This is a genomic window from Aquabacterium sp. T101, assembly GCF_057219775.1.
In genome coordinates this window covers 167,564-193,823 of the sequence record NZ_JBXVVZ010000002.1, presented here as the reverse complement: position 1 = coordinate 193,823, position 26,260 = coordinate 167,564, and the positions used below count along the sequence as shown (strand labels likewise).

Annotated in this window: 24 protein-coding genes; 4 read left to right on the top strand and 20 right to left on the bottom strand. The window is 72.9% G+C overall.

The annotated features are described in order from the left end of the window. Positions 1-13: 13 nt before the first annotated feature. From AC2EAQ_RS07995 to AC2EAQ_RS07980, 4 genes are all read right to left on the bottom strand, one after another. Positions 14-226, bottom strand: a complete 213-nt coding sequence (locus AC2EAQ_RS07995; RefSeq protein ID WP_484641818.1) for a hypothetical protein — start codon at positions 224-226, stop codon at positions 14-16. A 106-nt stretch (positions 227-332) separates the two neighbouring features. After that, complete coding sequence (locus tag AC2EAQ_RS07990; protein WP_484641814.1) at positions 333-1,124, bottom strand: alpha/beta hydrolase; 792 nt, start codon at positions 1,122-1,124, stop codon at positions 333-335. Beyond that, entirely contained in the window at positions 1,124-2,107 is a 984-nt protein-coding gene (locus AC2EAQ_RS07985) for a Bug family tripartite tricarboxylate transporter substrate binding protein (protein WP_484641809.1), read from the bottom strand. Before AC2EAQ_RS07985 ends, AC2EAQ_RS07990 begins: the two co-directional genes overlap by 1 nt. Positions 2,108-2,165: 58 nt before the next feature. After that, entirely contained in the window at positions 2,166-3,980 is a 1,815-nt protein-coding gene (locus AC2EAQ_RS07980; RefSeq protein WP_484641804.1) for a feruloyl-CoA synthase, read from the bottom strand. A 120-nt stretch (positions 3,981-4,100) separates the two neighbouring features. Between AC2EAQ_RS07980 and AC2EAQ_RS07975 the strand changes: the two genes are divergently transcribed. Beyond that, on the top strand, positions 4,101-4,811 hold the full coding sequence (locus AC2EAQ_RS07975) for a TetR/AcrR family transcriptional regulator (protein ID WP_484641799.1): 711 nt from the start codon (positions 4,101-4,103) through the stop codon (positions 4,809-4,811). Here the strand turns inward: AC2EAQ_RS07975 and AC2EAQ_RS07970 are convergent. The 8 genes from AC2EAQ_RS07970 to AC2EAQ_RS07935 form a co-directional block, all read right to left on the bottom strand. Then, the gene (locus AC2EAQ_RS07970) at positions 4,802-6,079 is read right to left on the bottom strand and encodes a phenylacetate--CoA ligase family protein (protein ID WP_484641795.1); all 1,278 of its coding nucleotides are present in this window, start codon (positions 6,077-6,079) and stop codon (positions 4,802-4,804) included. The two genes, AC2EAQ_RS07975 and AC2EAQ_RS07970, sit on opposite strands and share 10 nt — an antisense overlap. Continuing rightward, complete coding sequence (locus tag AC2EAQ_RS07965; RefSeq protein WP_484641790.1) at positions 6,076-6,369, bottom strand: hypothetical protein; 294 nt, start codon at positions 6,367-6,369, stop codon at positions 6,076-6,078. Before AC2EAQ_RS07965 ends, AC2EAQ_RS07970 begins: the two co-directional genes overlap by 4 nt. Then, a complete protein-coding gene (locus tag AC2EAQ_RS07960) occupies positions 6,366-7,172 on the bottom strand; it encodes an ABC transporter ATP-binding protein (protein WP_484641786.1) in 807 nt (268 codons plus the stop codon). Before AC2EAQ_RS07960 ends, AC2EAQ_RS07965 begins: the two co-directional genes overlap by 4 nt. Before the next feature lie 103 nt (positions 7,173-7,275). After that, positions 7,276-8,604, bottom strand: coding sequence for an ABC transporter substrate-binding protein (locus tag AC2EAQ_RS07955; RefSeq protein WP_484641781.1), 1,329 nt, complete (start codon positions 8,602-8,604; stop codon positions 7,276-7,278). Positions 8,605-8,635: 31 nt separating this feature from the next. Next, positions 8,636-9,712, bottom strand: coding sequence for a branched-chain amino acid ABC transporter permease (locus AC2EAQ_RS07950; protein ID WP_484641778.1), 1,077 nt, complete (start codon positions 9,710-9,712; stop codon positions 8,636-8,638). 100 nt (positions 9,713-9,812) lie between these two features. Beyond that, the gene (locus AC2EAQ_RS07945) at positions 9,813-10,742 is read right to left on the bottom strand and encodes a branched-chain amino acid ABC transporter permease (RefSeq protein ID WP_484641774.1); all 930 of its coding nucleotides are present in this window, start codon (positions 10,740-10,742) and stop codon (positions 9,813-9,815) included. Next, entirely contained in the window at positions 10,742-11,536 is a 795-nt protein-coding gene (locus AC2EAQ_RS07940; protein WP_484641769.1) for an ABC transporter ATP-binding protein, read from the bottom strand. Before AC2EAQ_RS07940 ends, AC2EAQ_RS07945 begins: the two co-directional genes overlap by 1 nt. Further along, positions 11,536-13,473 (bottom strand): AMP-dependent synthetase/ligase, encoded by a 1,938-nt coding sequence (locus AC2EAQ_RS07935; protein ID WP_484641765.1) that lies wholly within the window; start codon positions 13,471-13,473, stop codon positions 11,536-11,538. The genes AC2EAQ_RS07940 and AC2EAQ_RS07935 overlap by 1 nt, the downstream gene beginning before the upstream one ends. Before the next feature lie 155 nt (positions 13,474-13,628). Here AC2EAQ_RS07935 and AC2EAQ_RS07930 point away from each other — a divergent pair, with 155 nt between their 5' ends. Beyond that, complete coding sequence (locus AC2EAQ_RS07930; protein ID WP_484641761.1) at positions 13,629-14,357, top strand: Crp/Fnr family transcriptional regulator; 729 nt, start codon at positions 13,629-13,631, stop codon at positions 14,355-14,357. Between the two features lie 27 nt (positions 14,358-14,384). Here the strand turns inward: AC2EAQ_RS07930 and AC2EAQ_RS07925 are convergent, their stop codons facing one another. The 8 genes from AC2EAQ_RS07925 to AC2EAQ_RS07890 all read right to left on the bottom strand — a co-directional run bounded on the left by AC2EAQ_RS07925 (position 14,385) and on the right by AC2EAQ_RS07890 (position 25,565). After that, positions 14,385-15,734: a S8 family serine peptidase gene (locus AC2EAQ_RS07925; protein ID WP_484641757.1), complete on the bottom strand. Its 1,350-nt coding sequence runs from the start codon at positions 15,732-15,734 to the stop codon at positions 14,385-14,387. A gap of 81 nt (positions 15,735-15,815) precedes the next feature. Continuing rightward, the gene (locus AC2EAQ_RS07920; RefSeq protein WP_484641752.1) at positions 15,816-18,644 is read right to left on the bottom strand and encodes a CHAT domain-containing tetratricopeptide repeat protein; all 2,829 of its coding nucleotides are present in this window, start codon (positions 18,642-18,644) and stop codon (positions 15,816-15,818) included. 5 nt (positions 18,645-18,649) lie between these two features. Continuing rightward, a complete protein-coding gene (locus AC2EAQ_RS07915; RefSeq protein WP_484641747.1) occupies positions 18,650-19,186 on the bottom strand; it encodes a hypothetical protein in 537 nt (178 codons plus the stop codon). 73 nt (positions 19,187-19,259) lie between these two features. Then, on the bottom strand, positions 19,260-19,838 hold the full coding sequence (locus tag AC2EAQ_RS07910; protein WP_484641744.1) for an RNA polymerase sigma factor: 579 nt from the start codon (positions 19,836-19,838) through the stop codon (positions 19,260-19,262). A 111-nt stretch (positions 19,839-19,949) separates the two neighbouring features. Beyond that, on the bottom strand, positions 19,950-21,215 hold the full coding sequence (locus tag AC2EAQ_RS07905) for a hypothetical protein (protein ID WP_484641742.1): 1,266 nt from the start codon (positions 21,213-21,215) through the stop codon (positions 19,950-19,952). 151 nt (positions 21,216-21,366) lie between these two features. Beyond that, positions 21,367-22,263: a 5'-nucleotidase gene (locus AC2EAQ_RS07900; RefSeq protein ID WP_484641739.1), complete on the bottom strand. Its 897-nt coding sequence runs from the start codon at positions 22,261-22,263 to the stop codon at positions 21,367-21,369. A gap of 238 nt (positions 22,264-22,501) precedes the next feature. After that, positions 22,502-24,517: a DUF1631 family protein gene (locus tag AC2EAQ_RS07895; protein WP_484641735.1), complete on the bottom strand. Its 2,016-nt coding sequence runs from the start codon at positions 24,515-24,517 to the stop codon at positions 22,502-22,504. A gap of 61 nt (positions 24,518-24,578) precedes the next feature. Next, entirely contained in the window at positions 24,579-25,565 is a 987-nt protein-coding gene (locus AC2EAQ_RS07890; RefSeq protein ID WP_484641730.1) for an AAA family ATPase, read from the bottom strand. Between the two features lie 246 nt (positions 25,566-25,811). Between AC2EAQ_RS07890 and AC2EAQ_RS07885 the strand changes: the two genes are divergently transcribed. Together AC2EAQ_RS07885 and AC2EAQ_RS07880 are read left to right on the top strand one after the other, a co-directional pair. Next, the gene (locus AC2EAQ_RS07885; RefSeq protein ID WP_484641726.1) at positions 25,812-25,970 is read left to right on the top strand and encodes a hypothetical protein; all 159 of its coding nucleotides are present in this window, start codon (positions 25,812-25,814) and stop codon (positions 25,968-25,970) included. Positions 25,971-26,055: 85 nt separating this feature from the next. Further along, the gene (locus AC2EAQ_RS07880) at positions 26,056-26,247 is read left to right on the top strand and encodes a hypothetical protein (protein WP_484641723.1); all 192 of its coding nucleotides are present in this window, start codon (positions 26,056-26,058) and stop codon (positions 26,245-26,247) included. Positions 26,248-26,260 lie beyond the last annotated feature (13 nt).

Genomic DNA, 26,260 nt, shown 5'->3' with positions numbered 1-26,260 from the left:
CCGCGGGCCGTGCTCAGCGCGACGGCGGCTTGGGCAGCGGCAGGTCGGTCAGGCTGGCCCAGTCGGACGGGCTGATCTCCACTTCCTGCACTTCGGGCTTGCGCGGCTCGACGCTGACGCGGCGCTCGCGCAGACCCTTGGGCGGGCCCTTGTCGACCTTGCGGCGGTCCGAGCCCGACCGGCGGTCCGGTCGGGAGGCTTGGGCGGCGGGGTGGAGCTTGTTCACGACAGAGCCTGGATACCGATCTTGCGTCATGAGTTCCCGGACCGACACTGCCCTGGCGCAACAAAAGCACCGATGGAGCCCCGGCACCGCCATGCCGCGGCGCCCGTCAGCGCACGGGGTGCGCGTCGATCCAGTCGGCGATGGTACCCACCACCAGCGCTTCCTGCCCGACGAAGCCGTGCCAGTGCAGTGCGCTGCAGGGGTCTCCCTCGGGCGGGCCGCCGCCCTGCACCAGCCACAGGCGCTTGTCGGCCACCTGGGTCAGGCCGCGCAGGACGGCGGGCACGTCGGCCGGCGCGCAGATCGGGCAGGCGTCCTGCGCGTGGTGCACCACCAGCACCGGGCGGCGCAGCGCGGCCAGGTCCTGGGTCGGCACCGCGCCGGTGCGGCGCGGGCTGACCACGCTGGAACTCAGCACCAGCCCGGCCACCCGGCCCTGCAGCCGGATCGCCGCCGCCGTGGCCGACACCGTGCCCCGGCTCGTGCCCACCAGCCACACCGGCGCGGCGCTGCGCGTGCGCAGGTCCTCCAGCACGCGCTCGATGTCGGCCAGGTGCGGCTCGGCCACGCGGTCGGCGTAGTCGAGCCCGGGCTTGTCGCTCGGGCGGCCGAACACCGCCACGTTCAGGCCGCGGGCCTGGAACAGCGGCACCGACCGCACCAGGAAGTTGCGGCTGGTGGCGCGGCCGTCCTCGATGCGGCCGAAGCCGCCGTCGCCGCCGGGAAACAGCAGCACCGTGGCACGCGCCCCGGCCACGGGCACCCACCACACCGACGTGGTGACGCCGGCCCGGGTGGGCACGTCGAGGGCCTGGCCCTGGGCGCGGGCGGCGCCGCCGGGGGCGCCGGCGAGCGCGACGGCCAGCGCCAGCACCGCCGCCGCGCCGCGCGCGCGCATCAGCTGTCGGCGGTGAAGCCGATGCGCTTGACCAGCGGCGCCCAGCGCGCCAGCTCGGCAGCCTGGCTGCGCGCCATCTCGTCGGGCGTGGAGCCCTGGGCCGGCAGGCCGACGACGGCCAGGCCGTCGATCACGGACTTGTCCCGCAGCGCCGCGTTGATCGCGGCATTGGCGGCCGCCACCACGGCGGCCGGCGTGCGCGCCGGGGCGTGGAAGCCGAACCACTCCTCGGTGGTCAGGTCGCCGAAGCCCTGCTCGGCGAACGTGGCCACGTCCGGGGCGAACGGCAGGCGCTTGCTGCCCGACGTGGCCAGCAGGCGCAGCTTGCCGGCGCGGTGGTTGGCCAGGAAGTCGCCGGCCGGCGTGAACATGCCGGCGATCTGGCCTCCGACCACGTCGGTGATGCCGGGCACCGAGCCGCGGTAGGGCACGTGCTTGAAGTCGAAGTTCTGCGACAGGCCCAGCAGCGCGCCCAGGAAGTGCGGCGTGGAGCCGGCCGCGGGCGAGCCGTAGTTGGCCTTGTCCGGGTTGGCCTTGGCCCAGGCCACGAAGCCCTTCACGTCGGTCACGCTGGCCGGCACCATCGGGCCGACGGCGAAGCCGTGGTGGATGATCGCCGCGATCGACACCGGCACGAAGTCGGCCACCGGGTCGTAGCTCAGCTTGCGGTAGACATGCGGGTAGATCGACACCGTGGAGTAGGGCGACAGCGCCAGCACCGAGCCGTCGGCCGGGGAGATCTTCAGCGCGTCGAGCGCGATGCGGCCGCCGGCGCCGGGCTTGTTCTCGACGATCGCCGCATTGCGCGCGTAGGGCGTGCCGGCCACCTTCTCGGCCACGCGGCGGCAGACGATGTCGCCGGCGCTGCCGGCCGGGAAGCCGTACAGGAACTTGGGCTGCTCGATCGCCTGGGCGCGCGCGCCCAGCGGCAGGGCCGTGGCGGCGGCGGCCAGCAGCATCTGGCGGCGTTGGATCTGGGTCATGGCATTTCTCCTCGGGTTCTCGGGGCGGCGGCCGCGGTCGGCCGCCTCGGGTGGGACATCAGGGAAGGATCACGCGCGGGTCGGCGCCATCGTAGAGCGCGGCCACGTCGGCGGCGCGGCGCTGCAGCACCAGGCGCTGGTTGACGTAGCCCTTGTCGGTGATCTCGCCGGCGGCCAGGCTGGGTGCGTCGGCCAGCACGAGGGCGCGCGACGGCGAACGCGAGCTGCCGCCACCGTCGGCCAGCAGCGCGCGCAGGGCCTGCTGCACGCGCGAGCGCAGCGCGTCGGGCGGCAGCTGGCGCGCGGCCTCGGTCGGGAACACCAGCACGCCGATCTCGCTGCGGTCGTGGCCGGTGACCACCACGTCGGCGGCCAGCGGGGCCAGCGCGGTGACCACGCGCACGCGCAGCGTGCCCACCGACACCCAGGTGCCGCTGCCGAGCTTGAAGTCCTCGGCCACGCGGCCGTTGAACACGATGCCCGAGGCCGGGTCGGACTCGTCGGCCAGGTGGCCGGCGTCGCCGATGCGGTACCAGCCGTCCTCGTCGAAGGCCTCGCGCGTGGCGGTGTCGTTGCGGCGGTAGCCGGTGAAGATGTGGTCGCCCTTGATGCGCATCTCGAGCTTGTCGCCGTTGGGCACGAACTTCACCGACGCGCCGGGCAGCGGCAGGCCGATGACGCCCGGCCGCTCGAGGCGCCAGTTGGCCGACGTGATGGCCGGCGCGGTTTCGGTGGAGCCCCAGGACGTGGTGAACCACACCGGGTCCGGGCGCACGCGGCGCGCCACGGCGTCGAGCCGGCGCCAGGTGGCCTCGGGCATGGCGGCGCCGGCATAGAACAGCATCTTCAGCGGGCCGAAGAAGCGGCGCGCGAGTTCGTCGTCGGCTTCCAGCGCGGGCAGCATCATCTCGTAGCCGCGCGGCACGTTGAAGTACAGCGTGGGCTGCACCTCGCGCAGGTGCGCCAGCGTGCGGTCCACCAGGCCCGGCATCGGGCGGCCGTCGTCGATGTACATCGTGCCGCCGTTGCGCAGCACGATGCCGATGTTGTGGTTGGCGCCGAAGGTGTGGCTCCAGGGCAGCCAGTCCAGCAGCACCGGCCGCTCGCGCTCCAGGAAGCGCCAGGTCTGCGCCAGCATCTGCTGGTTGGCGCACAGCATGCGGTGGGTGTTGATCACCACCTTGGGCATGCCGGTCGAGCCCGAGGTCAGCAGGTACTTGGCCTCGGTGTCGGGCGTGATGGCCAGGAAGGCGGCGTGCACGGCCGGGGTCTCGACCGTGTCCAGCCAGGGCTCGAAGGCCTGCGCGCCCGGCACCGTGTCGGCGCCGCGGCTGAACACGCGCAGCGCATCGGGCACGCCGCAGTCGGCCAGCGCCGGCGCGTACACGGCCGCGTCGGACGCATACACCAGCGCCGGCTCCAGCGTGCGCAGGATGCCGTGGATCTTGCCGAAGTCGCCCTGCGCCAGGCGGCAGTAGCCGCTGCTGACGGCGCACACCGCGCGCCCGACGTGCATCGCGGCCAGCGTGAGCACCAGGTGGTGCAGCGCGTTGTCCGACAGCACGACGACGGGCCGACCCGCGGGCAGGGCCGCGTCGAGCAGGCGCTGCGCCACCGCGCCGACCTGGCGCCGCAACTCGCGCCACGACAGCACGACCCAGCCGCCGCCCGGTGCCGGCTCGGCAAAGGCCGGGGCGTCGGGCGTGTCGCGCGCCCACTGCTCGAGCCAGTCGCCGACGCAGCGCGCATACGGGCCCAGCGGCTCGGGGTGGTGCAGCGTGAACGCGCCGCCGCCGAGGTCCGTGCGCACGGCGCGCCGTGGCGCCAGCTGCTGCGGGTCGTCGAAGAAGCCGGGTGGGCCTGCGCTGTCCATACAGTTGTGTACGTTGATGGCGCGGATCGTAGGGCCTGCGCTCTCTTGGATGATCAGGGTTTTCCAGAGCCGCGGATGGGCTGGAGAACGTACAGCACTGCATGGCATCATGCGGTCACCATGCCCACGCCCGTCACGCCCGTCACGCCTGCCGTTCGGCCCGCGCCGTCGCGCCGCGCCCGGGCGCGCGCCGGCGACGCCGAGCGCACCTCCCTCACGCCCGAGGCCTGGGTCGAGGCGGCCACCGACGTGCTGGTGGACCAGGGCATCGACCATGTCCGCGTGGACGTGCTGGCGGGCCGGCTGGGCGTCACGCGCGGCAGCTTCTACTGGCACTTCCGCGACCGCGAGGATCTGCTGCGCCGCGTGCTGGCAGCCTGGCGCGAACGCAGCACCGAGCAGCTGACGAGCCGCCTCGAACGCGCCCATACCGACCCGCGCCAGCAGCTGCACGACGTGATCACGCTGCCCTTCCGCGGCCGCGCGGCCGCGCGCGCGGCACGCATCGAGCTGGCGATCCGGGCCTGGGCGCGGCGCGACGACATGGCGCGCGCCGCGGTCGACGAGGCCGACGCGTCGCGCATCGCCTATCACGTGCACCTGTTCGCGTCGATCGGCTTCGCGCTGCCGGAGGCGCGCTCGCGCGCGTTCCTGCTCTACGGCTACGAGGTGGCGGAGTCGTTGCTGCACCGGCAGGGCAGCGAGGAGCAGCGGCGCGCGCGCGCCGTGCTGGTGGAGCAGCTCGTGCAGCAGCCGCTGGCAGTTGCGGTCGACGGCGCCGGCACGGGTGGCCCGCTGCCGCCCGCCCCGCGCGCGGGCGCTCAGCGGTAGCTGCGCGCGTCCTCGATCACCTTGCCGTCGTTGGGCAGCTCGCCGGGGCGCTTCCAGGCCACGGCGGCGCGCAGCTTGGTCACGTCGCGCACGCTCTGCGCCACGCGATCGGCCAGGCCCTCGGGCTCGGCGCCCGACAGCTCGGCGAACAGCGTCATGCGGTCCTCGGCCATCTCGCCCTCGACCACGAGTCGGGCGCGGGCGATCTCGGGGTGGCGCTTGACCACCTCGGCCACCTGGCTGGCGTGCACGAACATGCCGCGCACCTTGGCGGTCTGGTCGGCGCGGCCGAGCCAGCCCTTGATGCGCGTGGCCGTGCGGCCGGTGGGGCAGGGGCCCGGCAGCACGGCCGACAGGTCGCCGGTGCCGAAGCGGATCAGCGGGTAGTCCGGGTTGAGCGTGGTGACGACGATCTCGCCCACCTCGCCTTCGGGCACCGGGTCGCCGGTGCCGGGGCGCACGATCTCCACGATCACGCCCTCGTCGAGCACCAGGCCCTGGCGCGCGCTCGTCTCGTAGGCCACCAGGCCCAGGTCGGCGGTGGCGTAGCTCTGGTAGGCGGCGATGCCGCGTTCGGCCAGCCAGTCGCGCAGCGACGGCGGGAAGGCCTCGCCGCCGACCAGCGCCTTCTTCAGCGAGCCGATGTCGGTGCCGGTCTCCGCCGCCTTCTCGACCAGGATCTTCAGGAAGCTCGGCGTGCCGATGTAGGCGTCCGGGCGCAGCTCGGTCATGGCCTGCAGCTGCAGCTCGGTGTTGCCCACGCCACCCGGGAACACGGCGCAGCCCAGCGCATGCGCGCCCGACTCCATCATCAGCCCACCCGGCGTGAGGTGGTACGAGAAGCAGTTGTGCACCAGGTCGCCCGCGCGCAGGCCGGCGGCGTGCAGCGCGCGCGCCAGGCGCCAGTAGTCGGTGGCATGGCCCTCGGGCTCGTAGATCGGCCCGGGCGACTGGTAGACGCGGCGCGCCACCGGCTTGCCCAGCGCACGCCAGCCCAGCGCCGAGAAGCCGCCGAAGGGGTCGGTGGCGCGGGTGGCCTTCTGCTGCTCGAGCAGCTCGCCCTTGCGCGTGACCGGCAGGCGCGCCAGCGCGGCGCGGCTCGTCACCGCGGCGGCGTCGACGCCGGCCAGCAGGCGCGCGAAGGCGTCGGTGCGGGCCTGGGCCTGGGCCACCTGGCGCGGCAGCGCGGCCATCAGCGCGGCCTCGCGCTGCGCGGGGTCGCGCGTTTCCAGCGTGTCGTAGAACGGCGTGGCCGAGGCGTCGCTCATTCCTCGCTCTCCCAGCGCGCGAGGCGCTTCTTCACTTCGTCCACCAGCTTGCGCTGGTCGGCGGCGGAACGCACCGGCAGGCGGTCCCATTCGGGGGTGTTCATCAGGCGCCGCGCCAGCCGGGCGTCGATGGCATCGCCCTGCACGGCGAGCTCGACCACGCGCTTGCCGCGCAGCTCGAAGCCCGTGCCGCGTTCGGCCAGCCGCAGGTCGCGCAGCGTGCGGCGCAGGGTCTCGAGGGCGGCGTCGGGGCGGAAGGCCGGCGCCGCCATCCAGCCGTCGTCGCTCATGACAGCCAGCGCTTGCGGCGCTTGTAGCTCTTGACGTCGCGGAAGCTCTTGCGGTCGCCGCCGCCCATGCCGAGGTAGAACTCCTTGACGTCCTCGTTCTCGCGCAGCGACCGGGCGGCGCCGTCCATCACCACGCGCCCGTTCTCCAGGATGTAGCCGTAGTCGGCGTAGCGCAGCGCCATGTTGGTGTTCTGCTCGGCCAGCAGGAAGGTGACCTTCTCGCGCTGGTTGAGGTCCTTCACGATCTCGAACACCTCTTCCACGATCTGCGGCGCCAGGCCCATCGACGGCTCGTCGAGCAGCACCATCTTGGGGTTGGCCATCAGCGCGCGGCCGATCGCGCACATCTGCTGCTCGCCGCCGGAGGTGTAGGCCGCCTGCGAGGTGCGCCGCGTCTTCAGGCGCGGGAAGTAGTTGTAGACCTTCTCCAGCGTGGCCGCGACCGCGGCCTTGCCGTCGCGGCGCGTGTAGGCACCGGTGAGCAGGTTCTCCTCGATCGACAGGTGGGCGAAGCAGTGCCGGCCTTCCATGACCTGGATCACCCCGCGTTGCACCATCTCGGCCGTGCTGAGGTTCTCGATGCGTTCGCCGCGCAGCTCGATCGAGCCCTTGGTGACCTCGCCCCGCTCGCCGGCCAGCAGGTTGCTCACCGCGCGCAGCGTGGTGGTCTTGCCGGCGCCATTGCCGCCGAGGAGCGCCACCACGCCGCCCTCGGGCACCTGCAGCGACACGCCCTTGAGCACCAGGATCACGTGGTTGTAGATGACCTCGATGCCGTTGACGTTGAGCAGTACGTTGGCCATGGTAGTGAGGGAGCGCAGTCCAGCGGACGCCGCAGCCCGGCTTGGCCGGGCTGCTGGCGTCGCCCCCTTGAGGGGGAGCGGCGCCAGCCGCGGCGGGGGTGGTTCAGCTCTGGCAGTCCTTCGGATCGCGACGGGTGAGCTTCTTCTCGCCGGCATAGCGATCGGCGGAGCCGCGCACCAGCGGCTTGATGATCTGGTCGTCGGCCTGCAGCCAGTCGGACGACCAGGTGAACTTGGCGCCGTCCCAGGTGTGCACGCGCGCCCAGGCCGAGCCCATGTGGTCGAAGCAGCTCGTCGACACCGGGCGCATCACGCCCTTGAAGCCGAGCGCGTCGAGCTTGGCCTGCGTGAGGTTCAGGTTCTCGTAGCCCCAGCGCGCCTGCTCGCCGGTCATGACCTTGCCCTTGCCGAAGCGCTCCTGCGCCGCGCGCACGCCCTCGACGGCCAGCATCGCGCCGACCACGCCGCGCATGTACAGCACCTGGCCGACCTCGTCCTTCGGGCCGGTGCCCTGGCCCTTGGCATGCACCTTGTCCAGGATCTCCTTGACGACCGCCGAGCCCGGCTCGGCGCCGTGCTGCATCATCACCGCGTTGTAGCCCTTGGCCGCGGCGCCGATGTCGCGCAGATCGGGTTCCGCGCCGCTCCACCAGGTGCCGAACATCTTCTCGCGCGGGTAGCCGGTGGCCACGGCTTCCTTGATGGCGGTGGCCGTCATCACGCCCCAGGTCTGCATGATCACGAAGTCGGGGCGCTGCTGGCGCACCTGCAGCCAGATCGCCTTCTGCTCCACGCCCGGCGCCGGCACCGGCAGCAGCTGCACCTCGAAGCCGTGCATCTTGCGGCGCTCCTCGATGATGGGCAGCAGCTCCTTGCCGAACGGGCTGTCGTGGTAGACGACGGCGATCTTCTTGCCCTGCAGCTTGTCCCAGCCGCCCTGCGTCTTGGCGATGTGCTGCAGCACCGTGTCGCCCGCCACCCAGTAGTGGCCGATCAGCGGGAAGTTCCACTTGAACACGCCGCCGTCGGCGCTGTCGCTGCGGCCGTAGCCCGAGGTGATGAGCGGGATCTTGTCGGCCGGCACCTTCTCGGTCAGCGCGAAGGTGATGCCGGTGGACAGCGGCTGGAACACCGTGGCACCGCCGTGCTTGCCCTTCAGGCGCTCGTAGCACTCCACGCCGCGGTCGGTGGCGTAGGCCGTCTCGCACTCCTCGACGAGGGTCTGCACCCCGTTGATGCCGCCGCGCGCGTTGACGAGCTTCATGTAGTCGGCGTAGCCGTTGGCGAACGGCGTGGCGTTCGGCGCGACCGGGCCGGTGCGGCCGGTCAGGCTCGGGAAGAACTGCACCTTGGCCTGCGCCATCGCGACGTTGGCAAAGCTGCCGGCCGCGGCGACCAGGGCCGCTGCAAGGGCGATCGACTTGAATTTCATGGGTCAGTCTCCGTGGTTGTCGGTGGGGGTGTCAGTGAGGGAAGGGCCACAGGCGCAGTTTTTCCTTGGCGATCGACCACAGCCGCGCCAGGCCGTGGGGTTCGACGATGAGGAAGAACACGATCAGCGCGCCGAAGATCATGAACTCGGCGTGCGCCACCAGCGCGGTGTCGATGGTGACGCCGACGAGGTCGCCCAGGGACGGCAGCGCGCGGTTGAGGAAGATCGGGAGGATGACGATGAAGGCCGCGCCGAAGAAGCTGCCCATGATCGAACCCAGCCCGCCGATGATGATCATGAACAGCAGCTGGAACGAGCGGTCGATCGAGAACGCCAGCGGCTCCCAGGACCCCAGGTGCACGAAGCCCCACAGCGCGCCGGCCACGCCGACGATGAAGCTGCTGACGGCAAAGGCGGTGAGCTTGGCGTAGACCGGGCGGATGCCGATCACCGCGGCGGCCACGTCCATGTCGCGGATCGCCATCCACTCGCGCCCGATGTGGCTGCGCACGAGGTTCTTGGCCAGCAGCGCGAACACGAGGACGAAGCCCAGGCAGAACAGGTACTTCTCCACCGGGGTGTCGATGCCGATGCCCAGCACGCTGAAGGCGCCCACCGACACCGAGCCCGACGGCGAGTTGTTCGTGAACCAGGAGATGCGAAGGAAGGCCCAGTCGATGAAGAACTGCGCCGCCAGCGTGGCCACGGCGAGGTACAGGCCCTTGATGCGCAGCGACGGGATGCCGAACAGCACGCCGAACACGGTGGTGCAGACGCCGCCGAGCAGGATGGCCACCACCACGGGCATGCCGTCGATGCGGACGAAGAAGTTGAACGCCGCATAGGCGCCCACCGCCATGAAGGCCCCGGTGCCCAGCGAGATCTGCCCGCAGTAGCCGACCAGGATGTTCAGCCCGATCGCGGCGAGCGACAGGATCAGGAAGGGGATCAGGATGGCGCGGAACAGGTACTCGTCGGCCAGCAGGGGCACGCCGAGCACGGCAAACAGGACGAGCGCGCCGATGGCCACGCGGTCCTGCGCGATCGGGAACACCTGGCTATCCAGCGCGTAGCTGGTCTTGAACTGGCCGTTCTCGCGGTAGATCATGCGCGCAGGCCTCCTGCGGTCGCGCGGTCACGGCGGGACGCCTGACGCCGGCCGGCGAGGCCGGTTCCGCGCCGGGCACCCGATTCGATGCTTGCTTGCTTCATACGCGGTCGATGATCTTCTCGCCGAACAGACCCTGCGGCCGCACCAGCAGCACCAGCAGCACCAGCACGTAGCCGAACCAGATCTCGATGCCACCGCCGATGACGGGCCCGAGGTAGACCTCGGACAGCTTCTCGCCCACGCCGATGATCAGCCCGCCGATGATGGCGCCCGGCACGCTGGTCAGGCCGCCCAGGATGACCACCGGCAGCGCCTTCAGCGCCACCAGCGACAGCGAGAACTGCACGCCGAGCTTGCTGCCCCAGATGACGCCGGCCACCAGTGCCACGAAGCCGGCCACGCTCCAGACGATGACCCAGATGCGGCCCAGGGGGATGCCGATGCTCTGCGCCGCCTGGTGGTCGTCGGCCACCGCGCGCAGCGCGCGACCGGTGGACGTGTACTGGAAGAACATCGCCAGCACCACGACGAGCCCGGCCGCGATGACCGCGGCGTACAGGTCCTGCTTGTTCACCAGGACGCCGCCCTGGAACACCTGCTCGAGCAGGAAGATCGGCTCGGTGGGCAGGCCGACGTCGATCTTGTAGATCTCGCTGCCGAAGATCGTCTGCCCGAAGCCGTCGAGGAAGTAGGTGATGCCCAGCGTGGCCATCAGCAGCGTGATGCCTTCCTGGTTCACCAGCTTGGACAGCACCAGCCTCTCGATCAGCCAGGCCACCAGCACCATCAGCACCATGGCCGCGGCGAAGGCCAGCACGTTGGCCAGCACCTTGCTGTCCAGGCCCAGCAGCTTGGGGAACCACTCCGAGAAGCGTGCCATCGCCAGGGCCGCGAACAGCACCATCGCGCCCTGGGCGAAATTGAACACCCCGCTGGCCTTGAAGATCAGCACGAACCCGAGCGCGATCAGCGAATACAGCATGCCGGCCATCAGGCCGCCGATCGTTGCCTCGATGAAGAAGCCCATCAGTGAGAGGTCCCCAGGTAGGCCGAGATGACGTCGGGGTTGGAACGCACCTCGTCGGGCGTGCCGTCGCCGATCTTCTTGCCGTAGTCGAGCACGACGACGCGGTCCGAGATGTCCATCACGACGCCCATGTCGTGCTCGATCAGCACGATGGTGGTGCCGAACTCGTCGTTGACGTCGAGCACGAAGCGGCTCATGTCCTGCTTCTCCTCGACGTTCATGCCGGCCATCGGCTCGTCGAGCAGCAGCACGCTGGGCTCCATGGCCAGCGCGCGACCGAGGTCCACGCGCTTCTGCAGGCCGTAGGGCAGGCGGCCCACCGGGGTTTTGCGCACGGCCTGGATCTGCAGGAAGTCGATGATCCTTTCGACCACCTCGCGGTGCTCGGCCTCTTCCTTCTCGGCGGCGCTCCACCAGGGGTTGCGCAGGGCCTGCTGGAACAGGTTGGTCTTCATCCGCAGGTTGCGGCCGCTCATGATGTTGTCCAGCACGCTCATGCCCTTGAACAGGGCCAGGTTCTGGAACGTGCGCGCCACGCCCATCTCGGCGACCTGGCGGCTGTTCATGTGGCCGAAGGTCTGGCCGCGGAAGGTGATGCTGCCTTCCTGGGGCGTGTAGACGCCGTTGATGCAGTTGAGCATGCTGCTCTTGCCGGCGCCGTTGGGGCCGATGATGGCGCGCACCTCGTGCTGGCGCACGTCGAAGCTGATGTCGGTCAGCGCCTTCACGCCGCCGAAGCGCAGGCTGATGTTCCTGACGTCGAGGATGACCTCGCCGATCCTGCGCTCGGCCATCACGCCGCCTTTCCTGCCACCGACGCGAAGGTCTTCGCGTCGACGATCTTCAGCGTCGCGCTGACGCTGCCGCTGCGGCCGTCCTCGAACTTGACGGCCGTCTCGATGAACTGCTCGGCCAGGCCGCCGTACAGCGCGTCCACCAGCACCTGGTACTTGTCGGCGATGTAGCCGCGCTTGACCTTGCGCGTGCGCGTCATCTCGCCGTCGTCGGCGTCCAGCTCCTTGTGCAGCACCAGGAAGCGGCTGATCTGCGAGCCGGCCAGCCGCTCGTCGGAGGCCAGGTCGGCATTGACCTTCTCCACGCAGTCCTTCACCAGCTCGAGCACCTCCGCCTTGCCGGCGAGGTCGGTGTAGCCGGCGTAGGGCAGGTTGCGCCGCTCGGCCCAGTTGCCCACCGCCTCGAAGTCGATGTTGACGAAGGCGCAGACCTTGTCGCGCTTGTCGCCGAAGGCCACCGCCTCCTTGATGAACGGGAAGAACTTGAGCTTGTTCTCGATGTACTTGGGCGCGAACATCGAGCCGTCGGCGAGGCGGCCGACGTCCTTGGCGCGGTCGATGATCTTCAGGTGCCCGGTGGCGTCCAGGAAGCCGGCGTCGCCGGTGCGGTACCAGCCGTCGGGCGTGAGCACCTCGCGCGTGGCGGCGTCGTTCTTGTAGTAGCCCTTGAGCAGGCCCTGCGAGCGCACCAGCAGCTCGCCGTTGTCGTCCACCTTGATCTCCACGCCCTCGATCGGCACGCCCACGGTGTCGGCCTTGACCTCGTGGTCGGGCTGCAGGCACACGAACACCGCCGTCTCGGTGGAGCCGTAGAGCTGCTTCAGGTTGATGCCGATCGAGCGGTAGAAGGTGAACAGGTCCGGGCCGATGGCCTCGCCGGCGGTGTAGGCCACCCGCACGCGCGAGAAGCCCAGCGTGTTGCGCAGCGGCCCGTAGATGAACAGGTTGCCCAGCGCGTAGTGCAGGCGGTCGAGCAGGCCCACGGGCCTGCCGTCCATGCGCGCCGGGCCCACGCGCTGCGCCAGCGTCATGAAGTGGCGGAACAGCCACTTCTTCACTGCGCCGGCGTCTTCCATGCGGATCGTCACCGACGTCAGCAGCGCCTCGAACACGCGCGGCGGCGCGAAGTAGTAGGTGGGGCCGACCTCCTTGAGGTCGATCGAGGCGGTGGCCGCGCTTTCCGGGCAGCTGACCACGTAGCCGCAGGCCAGCCACTGGGCGTAGCTGAAGATGTTCTGGCCGATCCAGGCCGGCGGCAGGTAGGCCAGCACCTCCTCGCGCTCGGTCAGGCGGTCGAAGCGCGCGCCGGCCGCGGCGCGGTCGAGCAGCGTGAAGTGCGTGTGCACCACGCCCTTCGGGTTGCCCGTGGTGCCCGAGGTGAAGAACATCGCGGCCACGTCGTCGGGCCGGCAGCGCGCCACCTCGTCCTCGAACAGCGCGGCGTTGGCGGCGTCGTGCGAGGCGCCGGCGGCCACCAGGGCGTCCAGCGAGTCCAGCCCCGGCTCGTTGTAGTTGCGCAGGCCGCGCGGGTCGTCGTACCAGATGCGTGCCAGCGCCGGGTGCTGCTGGCGCAGCTCGAGCATCTTGTCGACCTGCTCCTGGTCCTCGACGACCGCGAACGCCACCTCGGCGTTCTGGATCGGGAAGGCGTACTCGGCGGCCACGGCGTCCTGGTACAGCGGCACCGGGATCGCGCCGAGCGACTGCGCCGCCAGCATCGTGGCGTACAGGCGCGGGCGGTTTTCGCCCACCACCACGATGTGGTCGCCGCGCTTCAGGCCGGCGTGCGCCAGGCCGCAGGCCAGGCGCCGCACCAGCAGCGCCAGCGCCGACCAGGTGGTGGTCTGCCAGATGCCGTATTCCTTCTCGCGCAGCGCCGGCGCGTCGGGTCGCGCTTTCGCGTGCTCGAGCAACAGGCGGGGGAAGGTGGTCTGCAACGCGGGTCTCCGGGTCACGGTCGGTGCCGTGTTTGAGAGCGCGATGCTAGGGAGAAGTTTGACGCCCGGTTGTCGTTCTGACGACAATCCTAGGGTCGGCCCGCCGGGGACTTTCCCGGGGCCGTCGTGTCAGCAAGGCGTCAACCGCACAGCGCATGAGCCCGCCCGCGTCCGCACCCCCGAGCCCGTCGCTGCGTCATCGCGTGCGCTCGGCCACGCCGTCGGAACTCGAGCGCGTGCCGTGGTGGGCGCTGCTGGACGCGCCGCAGCGCGACCGCGTGGCCACCGACATGCAGGTGGCCGACGCGGACCCTGGCGAGTTCCTGTGCCGCATCGGGCGCCAGGCCACGCTGTGGCTCGGCGTGGTGGACGGCCTGCTCAAGATGAGCAACGACAGCGCGCAGGGCATGACGGTCACCTTCGCCGGCCTGCCGTCGGGCGCCTGGTTCGGCGAGGGCACGCTGCTCAAGCACGAGGTGTACCGCTACAACATCGAGGTGCTGCGTCCGAGCGTGGTGGCCGGCCTGCCGATCGCCACCTTCGACTGGCTGCTCGAGCGCAGCATCCCGTTCAACCGCCACCTGATGAACCAGCTCAACGAGCGCCTGGGCCAGTTCATCGCGGCGCGCGAGATCGACCGCCTGGCCGACCCGGACACCAAGGTCGCGCGCAGCCTGGGCGCGCTGTTCCACCCGGTGCTCTACCCCGGCGTGGGCGAGGTGCTGCGCATCACGCAGCAGGAGCTGGGCTACTTGGTGGGCCTGTCGCGCCAGCGCGTCAACGAGGCGCTGACGCGGCTGCAGCAGCGCGGCTGGATCCGGGTCGAGTACGGCGGCGTGCGCGTGCTCGACCTCGCGGCGCTGCAGCGGGCGCGGCCCGAGTGACGGCGCGGCGCGTGGCCGCGCGCCGGCTCAGGGGCAGGTGCGGGCCGGCGGGTCGATGCCGCTCACCGCGCCCAGCGCGTCCACCTGGCGCAGCGTGGTGCCGCACAGGTTGACCGACCGGGCGGCGAGCCGGCTCGTGATGTCCACCGGCACCACGTCGCGCGGGCTGCCGAACGTGGCGAGCACGAGCGCGGCCGTGCCCGCGGCCAGCGGCGAGGCCATCGACGTGCCGCTCCAGGTGGCATAGCCGCCGCCGGGGAAGGTGCTGATCACCGTGTCGCCCGGCGCCGCGATCTCGACCCAGCTTCCGCGGTTGGCGAACGAGGCCAGCGTGCCCGCAGCGTTGCTGGCGGTCACCGCCAGCGACCCGGGCACCTGCTCGGCGGCCGGGAACTGGACCTCGGTGTCGTTGCCCGCGTTGCCGGCCGCGGCCATCACCACGGCGCCATGCCGGGCGGCGCAGCGCGCCTTGTCGTCGTCGAAGCCGGCATCGGCGAAGTCGTCGTCGTCGTCGTCGAAGTCGCAGTCGGCCAGCGTGACCGCGGTGCGCAGCAGCCGCGTGGGCTGCGTGGTGCCCAGGCTCAGGTTGATGACATGGGCCCCATCGTCGGAGGCCGGGTTGCCGTCCGGGTCCACCGCCCACAGCAGCGCCTCGGACAGCACCCAGGCATTGCCGCGACCCTGCGCGTCGAGCACGCGCACAGGCATCAGCGTGGCGCCGGGGGCGGCCAGGGCCACCAGCCCGGCCACATGCGTGCCGTGGCCCCAGCCGGCGTCGCCGAGGCCGCCACCTTCCGCCGGCTGCGCGTCGTCGTCGACGAAGTCGCGTCCCAGCACGGCGCCGGTGCCATTGCGCGCCAGGCGCGGGGCCAGCGCCGGGTGCGCGAGGTCGATGCCGGTGTCGAGCACCGCGACGCGGATGCCGCTGCCGGTGCTGATCGCGTGCGCGTCGGCCAGGCGCAGCGCCGCCGGGGCCCACTGCGTGCCGTAGCTGCCGGCGTCGCCGCCGGCGGCCCACACGGTGCGGCGCCGGCCTTCGGGGGTCTCGCTCTCGACGTTGCGCTCGGCAAACAGCACCCGGGCGTCGCCCTGCAGGGCCGCGATCAGCGCGGTCAGATCGGTGCCGCCGGCAGCGCGCAGGCGCCAGATCGGCCGGCGGCCGAACTGGTCGGCCACGCTCAGGCCGAACGCCGCCGCCACCGCCGTGACATCGGCGCCCGTGCGCAGCTGCACGATCACGTCGGCGGCCACCGCGCCGGGATTGCCTGGCGGGTTGCCGCCGCCGCCCGCTGCGTCGTCGCCACCGCCGCCGCCGCAGGCGGCCAGCAGGCCGGCCAGCAGGGCTGCTCCCAGGAAGCGATGGGCGAAGGGATTCATTGGAAGGGTCCTCGTGGCGGGGCGCGATGCGCCGGAATTGAACAGAGCAGGGACGCGCGAGCCTGATACATCGTGCGCGGCTCAGGCGTCGCAGCGTGTGCGCTGGTGCAGGGCGAACGCCGCCCAGTGGCCCGGATGCGGATGCCGCGCCGCCAGCTCGATCTGGCTGGCGCGCAGGGCCGCCGCGGCGCGTTGCCCGGCCAGCAGCCGGGCGTAGAAGCCGCGCATCATCGTGGCGGTGCTGTCGTCGTCCACGGTCCACTGCGACGCCAGCACCTGCGGCGCTCCGGCGACGAGGAAGCCGCGCAGCAGCCCGAGCAGTTCGTCGCCCGGTGCGACGCGGCTCAGGCCCGTTTCGCAGGCCGACAGCGTGACCAGCTGCGCCTGCAGCGGCAGCCCGGCGGCGTCGCGCACCGTCAGCGCACCGTCGGCCAGGTGCAGCGCCGAGAACTCGGGGCTGTCGGCGCGGAACTGGGCGTGGCAGGCGAGGTGCAGCACGTCGGCGCCGGCCAGGGCGTCGCGCAGGGCGCCCAGCGTCGCGTCGCCGTCCAGCCGCAGCACCGCCGACCCGCCGGGCCGGTCCTCGAACGCGGCGGCCACCGCGCGCAGCTCGGCGCCCACCTGCGGCAGCGTGGGGCCGCCCACCCCGACCGCGGCCACGCGGCGCAGTGCGGGCGCGCCGGGCCGGCGGCGCCGGTCGTGCGCGGCCGACCACAGCGCCGCACTCGGCGCCAGCGCGAGCTCGTGCCGCTCGAGCAGGCTGCGTTCGCCGTCGTGCAGCGCGCAGAACGGCACGTAGTGCAGGTCGCGGTGCGGCACCACGAACACGCGCGACGCACCGTCGATCCACGGCCCCAGCGGCTGCCACAGGTGCGCGTGCAGCGCCTGCAGGTGATGGCGGGTGCGTTGCAGCATCTGGTCGGCATGCCGCGCCAGCGCCGCGCCGCCGTGGCGCAGCGCGTCGATCTGCAGCCGCAGGGCGGCGATGCGCTCGCCCAGGCCGCGCGCGTCGAGCACGGCATGGTGGACGGCGTCGGCGCGCACCACCACGGCGGCAAGCCGGTCGTCCAGCAGGGCGTACTGCACCCAGGCCGAGTCCTCGGGCAGCGCGGCCTGCAGCCGAGCGAGGTCGAACGAGTCCGCAGCGGCGGTCGTGCGCGAGCCCTGGGCCGCCTGGTGGCGGCGCTGCTGTTCCAGCCACTGCTGCTCGAGGTCGCGCATGCGCGCCTGCAGCGCCTGGGCCCGCTCGGGCTCGTCCTGTGCCAGCGCGTCCTGCCACTGGCCCTGCAGCCAGTGCAGCTGTTCGCGCCGGGCCGGGTCCACCCCGGCGGGCGCGTCGCGGCCGCGGATCGCGGTGGCCAGCGCCTGGGCGCGGGCACGCTCCATCGCCGCGAGCAGGCGTGCCGAAGCACCGTCGGACGTGTCCTGGGCCGCCAGCTCGACCAGGGCGTCGAGCGCGGGTTGCTTGTCGGCGAGGTAGGCCACGCGGAACTCGTCGCCGGGCAGCCGTGCCTGCTGCTGTTCCATCAGCAGCGCGGCCAGCTCGAAATGCTCGCGCGCCTCGGCGCTGCGGCCGCGCCGCTGCAGCAGCCGGCCCAGCGCCGTGCGGCAGGCCACGGTCGGCTCGGGCAGCAGCGCCGAGGTCTGCAGCGTGCGTTGCAGGCTGTCCAGCGCCGCATCGTCCCGGCCCTGTGCCACCAGGGCGCGCGCGCCGACCAGCTCGGCTTCGGCCCGCCAGCCGTCGATGCCGGCGTCGGCGAACGCGGCGGCGGCGTCGCGCGCGAGCGCGGCTGCGCTCTCGATGTCGCCCAGCTCGAGCTGCAGCGTGGCCAGGCGAAGGTCGGCCAGCGTCGGCCCGACCGCACTGCCATGGGCCACGAGCAGCGCGCGCGCCCGGCCCAGGCCCTGCGCCGCCAGCGCGGCCTGGCCGCTGCGCGCCAGCGCCTGGGCGCGCTGAAGCTCGGCCCAGGCGCGCTCGACCGGCGCGTCCAGGGCCTCGCAGGCCGCGATCGTCTGGTCGTACAGCGCGATCGCCTCGGGCAGCAGGTTCAGCGCGAGGTAGGCGTCGGCGAGGTCGCGACGCGTCTCGGCCACGTCGTGCGGCATGCCATGCTGCTCGGCCTCGCGCAGCGCGGCGTCCAGGCACACCAGCGCGGCGTCGTAGTGCCCGCGGTGCAATTCCAGCCGGCCGCGGTTGGTGTCGATCACGCCCTGCAGGTCGTGCAGCTGGCGCGAGCGCACGCGCATCGCCGCCCGGTCGTACAGGCGCAGGGCCTCGTCGAACTCGTAGAGCCAGGTCAGCGCGCCGGCCAGGCCGATGTCGGCCATGATCGAGTGGCGCACGTCGCCGGCGCGCGCGAACCGCACCGCCGCTTGCCGGTAGAAGGTGGCCGCGGCCTCGTGGCGGTCCTGGCGCAGCAGCATCGAGCCGAGGTTGAGCTCGGTCTTGCCGGCCCCCAGTTCGTCGCCGCAGTCGATCAGCCGCGCCCGCACCTGCTCCGCGCTGGCCACGGCCTCGTCGTGGCGGCCGAGCATCGACAGCGCGATCAGCCGCGGGATCTGCGACTGCGCCGCGCGCAGTTCCTGGCCCAGCGACGCGAGCGTGCGGCCGGCGTCGTCGAAGCACTCGAGCGCCTTGTCCATCTCGCCGCGGGTGAGCTGCTCCATGCCGGCGCCCCAGGCGGCGGCGGCCGTCACCTCCGGGTTGGCGGCGGCGCGCGCCAGTGCGGCGAGCGCCGCGGCGCAGCGCCGCGCGCGGTCGGGGTCGGCCGTCCAGGACGCCAGGACTTCGTCCTTGAGGGCCCAGGCCAGCTCGGCCTGCTCGTGCGCCGGCCGGCCGTCGGGCGCAGCCTGCGGTGGCGCCGTGCCGTCGGCCAGCTCGCGCACCCGCTCGCGCAGCGCCTCCTGCATGGGCGTCACTGGCCTTGCGGCACCGACAACTCGGGCAGCACCACTTCCACGGTGCCCAGGCGGATGTTCATCGTGTAGCGGCCGCGCGGGACGGCCGCCAGCCGGAACTCGCCCATCTCGCTGAGCGCGCAGTGCGACACGACGCTGCCGCCGGCGTCGGCCAGGCTCACCTGGCCCTGGCTCTGCGGGCCGAGTACCTGCCCCGACAGCAGCCACCAGTCGCCCGCGCCGGGCACGGCCGCGGTGATGCGCAGGTCCACGTCGTGGCCGTGGGCCGTGAACAGCAGTTGCCGCGAGGTGGGGGCGCCGGCCCGCATGCCGAAGGCCAGCGCCGGGGCGCCGGCACTGTCGAAGGCCAGCGCCGCCACCACCCGCTGCAGCAGCCCGGGCGCTGCGGGCGCCTGCGCGCCTCGCGCCGCCTGCAGGGCCTGGACCGCGGCCACCGTGCGCGTGATCAGCGCCTCGGGCGCGTCCTCGAGGACGCGGCTCGCGCGCAGGGCCTGTTCGAGCGCGTCGTCCTGGGGGGAGGGGGTGGTGTTCATGGCGGCAAGAAGTGTGTGGTTCGGTGAGGTGCTGGACAACAGACAGCGCGGGCGGTCCCGAAATACATCGGCGTCAGGGCGACCCCAGCAAAGTGCGCAATTTGGCCAGGCAGCGGGCGCGGGTCGGGCCGATGCTGCCCTCGGCGATGCCCAGCCGCGCCGCGATCTCCGAGTACGGCAGGGGTTCGTCCTGCAGGAACAGCAGCTCGACGAACTGGCGCGAGCGCGCGTCGAGCCGGTCCACCGCGAGGCGCAGCCGGTGGTGCTGCTGCAGGTCGTCGATCAGTTCGTCGGGGCGCTGGCCCGGGTCCGGCAGCTCGGCCATCGGGTCCGGGTCGGCCTCGTCGTCGCCGCCGGGTGCCGGCGACACGAAGCGGCGCGACGCCTCGACCAGGCGCAGGCTCTCGCGCTTGGCGGTGGTGACCAGCCAGGCCTGCAGCCGCGTCGGATCGGTGATGCGGTCGGCATGCTCGACCAGCCGCGTGAAGGTGGTCTGGAACACGTCCGCAGCCTGGGCCTCGCCAAGGCCGGCCCGGCGCGGCACGGTGTAGACGAGACGCTGGAAGCGCCGCACCAGCACCGACCATGCGGTGGCCTCGCCACCACGACAGCGCTGCCACAGATCGCCGTCGGAGAGTTCGTCGTACTGCAATCGGCACTTCCTTCCTGCGGGCCATGATGCCATCGCGGCCCCGGCCCCACGGGCTGGCGGGTCGGTCGATCGCACCCGCAGGCAGGGGGGCGATGCCCCCCGCCCGTCCGCTCACAGGTTGCGGCACTGCTCCTGCCGGACCGACGCCACGTTGCCGCTGCCGGTGGGAGCGGGCAGGTTGCCGGTGCACTGCAGCGCGCCTTCCATGCGGTTGGACAGCAGCGCCACGCCGCCGCGGTTGCCCGTGGCCTGGAGGTTGCCGCCGAGCCGGTTGCCCGAGGCGCTGACCGGCCCGGACATCGACTCGATCTGCAGGTCGCCGGCGATGGTGGCGCCGGTGAGGCTGGCCGACTGGCCGTCCTTGATCTGCACCGAGCCGCCGATGCGCGAGGCACCGCCCAGGCTGGTCATCGCGGCGCCCTCGGACTGCAGGTTGCCGTTGACGCGCACGCCGGTGGCGCTGACGCTGGCGCCCTGGCCCACCAGCAGCGAGCCGATCATCGACGTGCCTTCGAGCACGCAGGCGGCACCGGCGGGCACGATCACCGTGTCCAGCGCGACGGCGCCGATGCGCAGGCCGTTGCAGGTGACGTTGCCCGACAGCGGGCCGGGGGCCGGCACGGTGCCGCCGCCCGAACCGCCACCCGAGCCGCCGCCCGTGCCCGGGACCGCCGGGCCGGCGCCCGTGGCGCACTGGCCGTCGAAGGCCGCGGCGCGGTTGCCGGTGGCCACCGGCGCGGGCAGGTTCTCGCTGCACTGCAGGTTGCCGTCCATCGTGTTGGACTCGATCAGCACGCCGCCGCGGTTGCCCACGGCCTGCAGGCTGCCGCCGACACGGTTGGTCAGCAGGGTCACCGCGCCGCGCAGGGCGTCGACCTGCAGGTCCCCCGTGATGCGGGCGCCCTCGACGCGCACGCTGTCGCCGCGCATCACCTGGACCGAGCCGCCGATGCTCGACGGGCCCGTCAGCGCCACGTGGGCGGCGCCCTCGGCCTGGAGGCTGCCGTTGGCGGCGATGTCCACGGCGTCGAGCGACGCCCCGGCACCGACCGTCACGTTGCCGACCAGGCGCGTGCCTTCCATCCGGCAGGCCGCGTTGGCGGGCACGAACACCGAGTCGAGCGCGATCGCGCCCAGGGTCTGGTTCACGCAGGTCACGTTGCCCGCCAGGCCGGCCGGTGCCGGCGGCAGCGCCGGCTGTGCGGCCAGCGCGTTCAGGCGCTGGTCCACCGCGGCGGCGGCATCGTTGGCGGCGGCCGTGGCGCCGTCGCTGTCGCCGCCGCCTCCGCCACAGGCCGCGAGGGCCAGGCACAGGGCCGCGGGAAGGGCACGCGCCGCGAACGGCGGGATCGAACGGGAACGGTGGATCGACGACATGAGGGTCTCCGTGGAAGGAAGCCGCGGACGCGGCGGAACAGCCTGCCGCCCGCGACGGGGTCGTCCGGCGGCGTGCTCCACAGAGCCGTCAGGGGCGCGGGAAATACATCGATGCGGCGCGGGCGTCCGCGCCCGCCGGCCGCAGCGCCGCTCAGGCGTTGGCGATGCCCGCGCTGACGTGGCCCGAAGGCACGTGCGGCGCCGCGTTGTCCACGTGCCCGGTCTGGTCGTCGAAGAAGAAGTCGGGCTGGAACTCGCGCAGGAAGCGGCCCTTGGGCAGGCCGCCGAGGAACATCGCCTCGTCGACGTCGACCTGCCACGCCATCAGCGTGCGGATGGCGCGCTCATGGGCCGGCGCGCTGCGCGCGGTGACGAGGGCGGTGCGCACGCGCATGTCGCCCGACGGTTCGCGCTGCAGCCGGTGCAGCGCTTCGAGGAAGGGCTTGAACGGGCCGGGCGCCATCGGCAGCGCGGCGCGGTCGCGCTCGTGGGCCTGGAACGCGGCCAGCCCCTCGTGCTGGTACACGCGCTCGGACTCGTCGGAGAACAGCACCGCGTCGCCGTCGAAGGCGATGCGCACCTCGTTCGGGTGGGCGTCCGACGCGCGGGCCGACTCGGCCGCCACCCGGGCCGCAGGCACGCCGGCGGCCAGCGCCTGGCGCACGTCGGCCTCGTTGGCGGTGAGGAACAGTTCGGCGGCCAGCGGCTTGAGGTAGCGCCAGGGACTCTCGCCGCGGGTGAACACGCCGCGCTCGACCGGCAGCCCGTAGTGCTGGCAGGAGCGGAACACGCGCATGCCCGACACCGGGTCGTTGCGCGACAGGATCACCACCTCGACGCGCCGCTGTGCCGGCGTGTTGAACGCGAGCAGCTTGTTCACCAGCGAGAACGCCGCACCGGGGCGTGCCGGCTGCTCCAGGCGCTGCAGCTGCAGCTGCATGTAGGCGCGGTCGTCGTGCGCCTCGAACACGCGGTTCTCCTCCTCGAAGTCGAACAGCGCGCGCGACGAGATGGCCACCACCAGGCAGCCGTCGAGCGATGCAGGCATGCGGGGGATGATAGCCACGCGTTGTGCGGCGTTGTGGCGTGCGAGCGCTCGTGGGTGGCCGAGGGCGGCGGGAGCCCTGCACCTCCATGTCCCCCGGCCCGGACGGCGTCCGGGCCTCCTCCTTGACTTGCGGTCGAAACCGCCCCTGCCCAACCGAGCTCGCGCCAGCGCGCGCCCGCAACACCGCTGACCCCTGCAAAGGTCCTGCGACTAGCGCGAAGCCGGGCAACCCAGCCCGCTAGTGACGCGGCTTGCGCGTGTCGGCGAGCCAGCTGTCGATCGCGCGCTCGAGCAGGTTGCGCTCTTCCAGCGGTGCGAACAGGCCGTCGCGCGCCAGTCGCTCCACCGCGCGCGCGGTCAGCGAGTGGGTGACGCCAGGCGTGCTGCTCAGCAGCCAGTGGGCACGCGTCTCGCTGATCCAGATCAGGCGTGCGGCGCGCCAGCCGCCCTGCACGAAGAGGTGGCACCACAGGCCGGGTTGCGCGCCGTCGAGCCAGCGCAGCGACCGCGTGGCCGGGGCCGTGTCCACCATCTCCGCCGGCAGCGTGTCGAGCTGGCCTTCGTCGATGACCGAGGGCGGTGCCAGGCGCGGGTCGAGCCCGCCCGGCCCGGACGAATCGTCCTCCTCGCGCAGGCGCCGCACAATGTCCTCGGCGCTGCTGCCGCTGCTGGCGCGCCCGCCCTTGAGCATCTCGGTGTGGCGCGCCAGCAGTTCGTCGGCCACGGCCTCGCGCTGGGACACCGGCAGGCCGGTGAGCTGCAGGCCCTCCTGCAGCGCGGCAGCCAGCGCCGGCAGCTGGCGCAGCGCCTGGGCGCGCAGCGCCGGCGTGGGCATCGGCTGCAGGCTGTCGACGAGCTGCTGCGGCAGCGCCGACAGCCGCTGCGCGAGCGGCGAGCCGGTGCCGTCGCGCACCGCGACGCGGCCGATGGCGTCGCACCAGGGGCCCGTGAACAGGTCGCGTAGCACGGGAGACAGTCGCTCCTGCGCCACCGGCGCGGCCATCGCCGCCGCGATGGCCTGGCGGGCGGCCGCCGCCGCCTCGGCTTCGCGCCCGGCGCGGCGCAGCCGCTCGATCGCGGCGCCGAGCGACTTCTGTTCCGCGCGCAGATGGGTCAGGCACAGCGCGTCCAGCGCCGCCACAGCCTCGGCGAGCTGCGCCGGGTCCGGCTGGCGCAGGGTCACCAGGTCGCCGACCCAGGGATCGAGCAGTGCCAGGTAGGCCACCAGGCGCGGGTCGCCGTCGTCGGCATAGCCCAGGGCGTGGCTGGCCATGCGGTTGAGCAGGCGCCACAGCGGGTGGGCATGGTCGTCGAACAGCTGCGCCTGCGCCAGCGCCACGCGCAGCACCATCGGCTGCAGCCGCCCCACGCGCGCCAGCACCGGCGCGGCCAGGCAGGGGTCGGCCAGCATGCGGTCGAACAGGGCGCCCAGCAGCACCTGGGTGGCCTGGTCGCTGGCAGCGCGCGAGGCCGCGGCGCCCCCGAAGGCCGCGGCGGGCTGCCCCGAGCCACCGGGGCCCGGCAGGCCCGAGGCCGACGCAGCCGCGCGAAGTTCGTCCAGCGCGCCGGGGCGGGTGACATCGAAGCCCGACGACGGCGGCGCCGGCAGCCGGCCGCTGGACACCGAGGTGACCTTCCAGGCGGCGGGCTGCACGCCCCACTGCGTCAGCCAGCCGATCGCGTCACGGCAGGCCTGCTGCATGGCCGGCGTGAGCGGGTCGCTGGCCGCGCGCATGAGCACGCGCCGGGCCGCACCGTCCAGGCCGAGCGACTGGGCGGCGGCCCACAGCGAGCGGGCCACGACCTCGGGGCGCAGCGGGTTGCTGCGCGCACCCACCGCGCTCTGGCCGCGCAGCGTGGCCGTGAGGGCCTGCAGTTCGCGCAGTTCCCACTCGGCCCCGCCCTCGACGAGCTGGATGGTGCGCACCACCTCCACCTCCTCGGCGGCGGCTTCCTCGTCCACCAGCGTCCACTCGGCCACGTCGGGCCCGTCGGCGGCGGCCTGGCGCGCCGGCACGACGTCGTCGCGCAGCTGGCGCCCGAGCTCGCGCTCGAAGGCGTCGGCCAGGGCCGATCCCCGCAGCTGCAGGAACTCGACCGCGGCGGCGACGACCGGGCGCGGCGCGCCCTGCACGCTGGCGTGGTTGGGGGTCAGCAGCCGGGAATGTGCCGCGCGCAGCACGGGCTCGAGCCAGCCGCGGGCGTGGGCGATGCACAGGCCGATGTGCTTGTCGAGCAGGTGGGGTGCGTTCACGGCGGGGGCCGTCAGGCCGGAGCGGGCAGCGGCCCGACTGTAAGCAATCCGGGGCCCGGCCCTACTGGACGAAGCCGATCGGAGCGCGCTTGCCGCTGCCGGGCACCGGCAGGTCGCGCGGCTCGATCGCGTCGCGGCCGTCGAGGCGGGCATTGCCGAAGGCGGCGGTCCAGGCCCGGCGCATCTCGCGCGGCGCCAGGTCGGCCAGCCGGTCGAGCACGGCGTCGGCCGGGTCCTGCGGAAAGCGCGCGCCCCAGCCGTGGCCGTCGCGCAGCTGGCGATACAGCCGCAGCGCGATCGCGCGCGCCTGGTCGCGGTCCGGCGCGGCCACCTCGTACACGTTGACCCGGTTGAGGATCGGCTCGGGGATGGTGCGCTCGTCGTTGGCGGTGGCGATCCAGATCACCTGGCTGGCGTCGATCGGCACCTCGGCAAACTCGTCGGTGAAGTCGGCGGCGGTGTCGTGCTCGAGCAGGCTGTACAGCGCGCCCAGCGGGTCGTAGGCATGCTCGGCGCGGGCCTTGTCGATCTCGTCGACGACGATCACCGGGTTGGCGTAGCTGCCGTCGACCAGGGTCTCGAACACCTTGCCGGGGCGGGCGCCCTTCCACTGGCTGGAGGCGCCGGACAGCACCCAGCCGGCGGTCAGGCTGCTCATCGCGACGAAGCCCATGCCGGTGCCCAGCAGGGCGGCCACCTCGCGCGCGAAATGCGTCTTGCCCACGCCGGGCGGGCCCAGCAGCAGCATCGGCGTGATCTCCAGCGCGTCGCCGCTGTCGTGCACCAGGGCGAGCTGGCGCTTCAGGTCGTCGAGCACGGCGTGGAAGTTGGGCAGGTCCTCGTACAGCCGGTCCATCGCCGGCAGGCCGCTGGGCTTGACCTGGAACCGCTCCGGCCCGCGCTCGAGCATGCGCTCGTAAGTGGTGCGCAGCGGCTCGTGCTCCTGCGCCGGCAGCTTGGACAGGCGCTTCTCGACGTCGGCGCAGCGGTAGACGCTGCGCATGTGGGCGATGCCCAGGGCAGGGGACGACGGGCTGGCAACGGCCATGCGGACCTCCGGTGACGACCTGTGCGAATCATTGAAGCACTTGCCGTGCCCGCGCAAGCCCGGAATTGCCGGTCCCCCGGCCCCCAGATCCCGGCGATGCGTGCCGCCTGCACGTACCGCTCGTCGCCGCCGACGGCACTTCATCGCGCTGTCCCGGCCGTTGGTCGCATCCGGCTCGCGCCGGGGCGGCGAAGGGCCGAAAGTCCAGCCATCGACAACGTCAACCCGCCCCACGAAGGACACACCATGAACACCACGTACAGCACCCCGGTCACCACCCGCCTGCACGCCGTCTTTGCCGCGGCCGTCGTCACCCTGGCCATGCTGTCGGGCATCGACCACCTCGCCGGCACCGAAGGCTCGGCCGCCCTGGTGGCCCAGCAGACCGCCGCCCGCGCCGCCTGAAGGCGCGGTTGCGTTTGGACGCATCCGGACATCGTCGCGTCACGTAAGGCCGACAGACTCGATAGCCGACTTCCAGCCGACCGTCATGACCACCGACCCCAGCATCGTCCTGTACCGCAGCGAGGCCTTCGCCGAGGACCTGGCCGGCTTCGTGGCGCCGCCCGCCGAGCCACCCGCGCCGCGCCCGCTGCGCCGCCTGCGCCGGCTCCAGGGCTGGCTGCCGCTCGGAGTGGCCCTGCTGGGGGTGGCCTTCGCCGTGATTCCGCCGCTGGGCTGACCCGGCCCGCGGG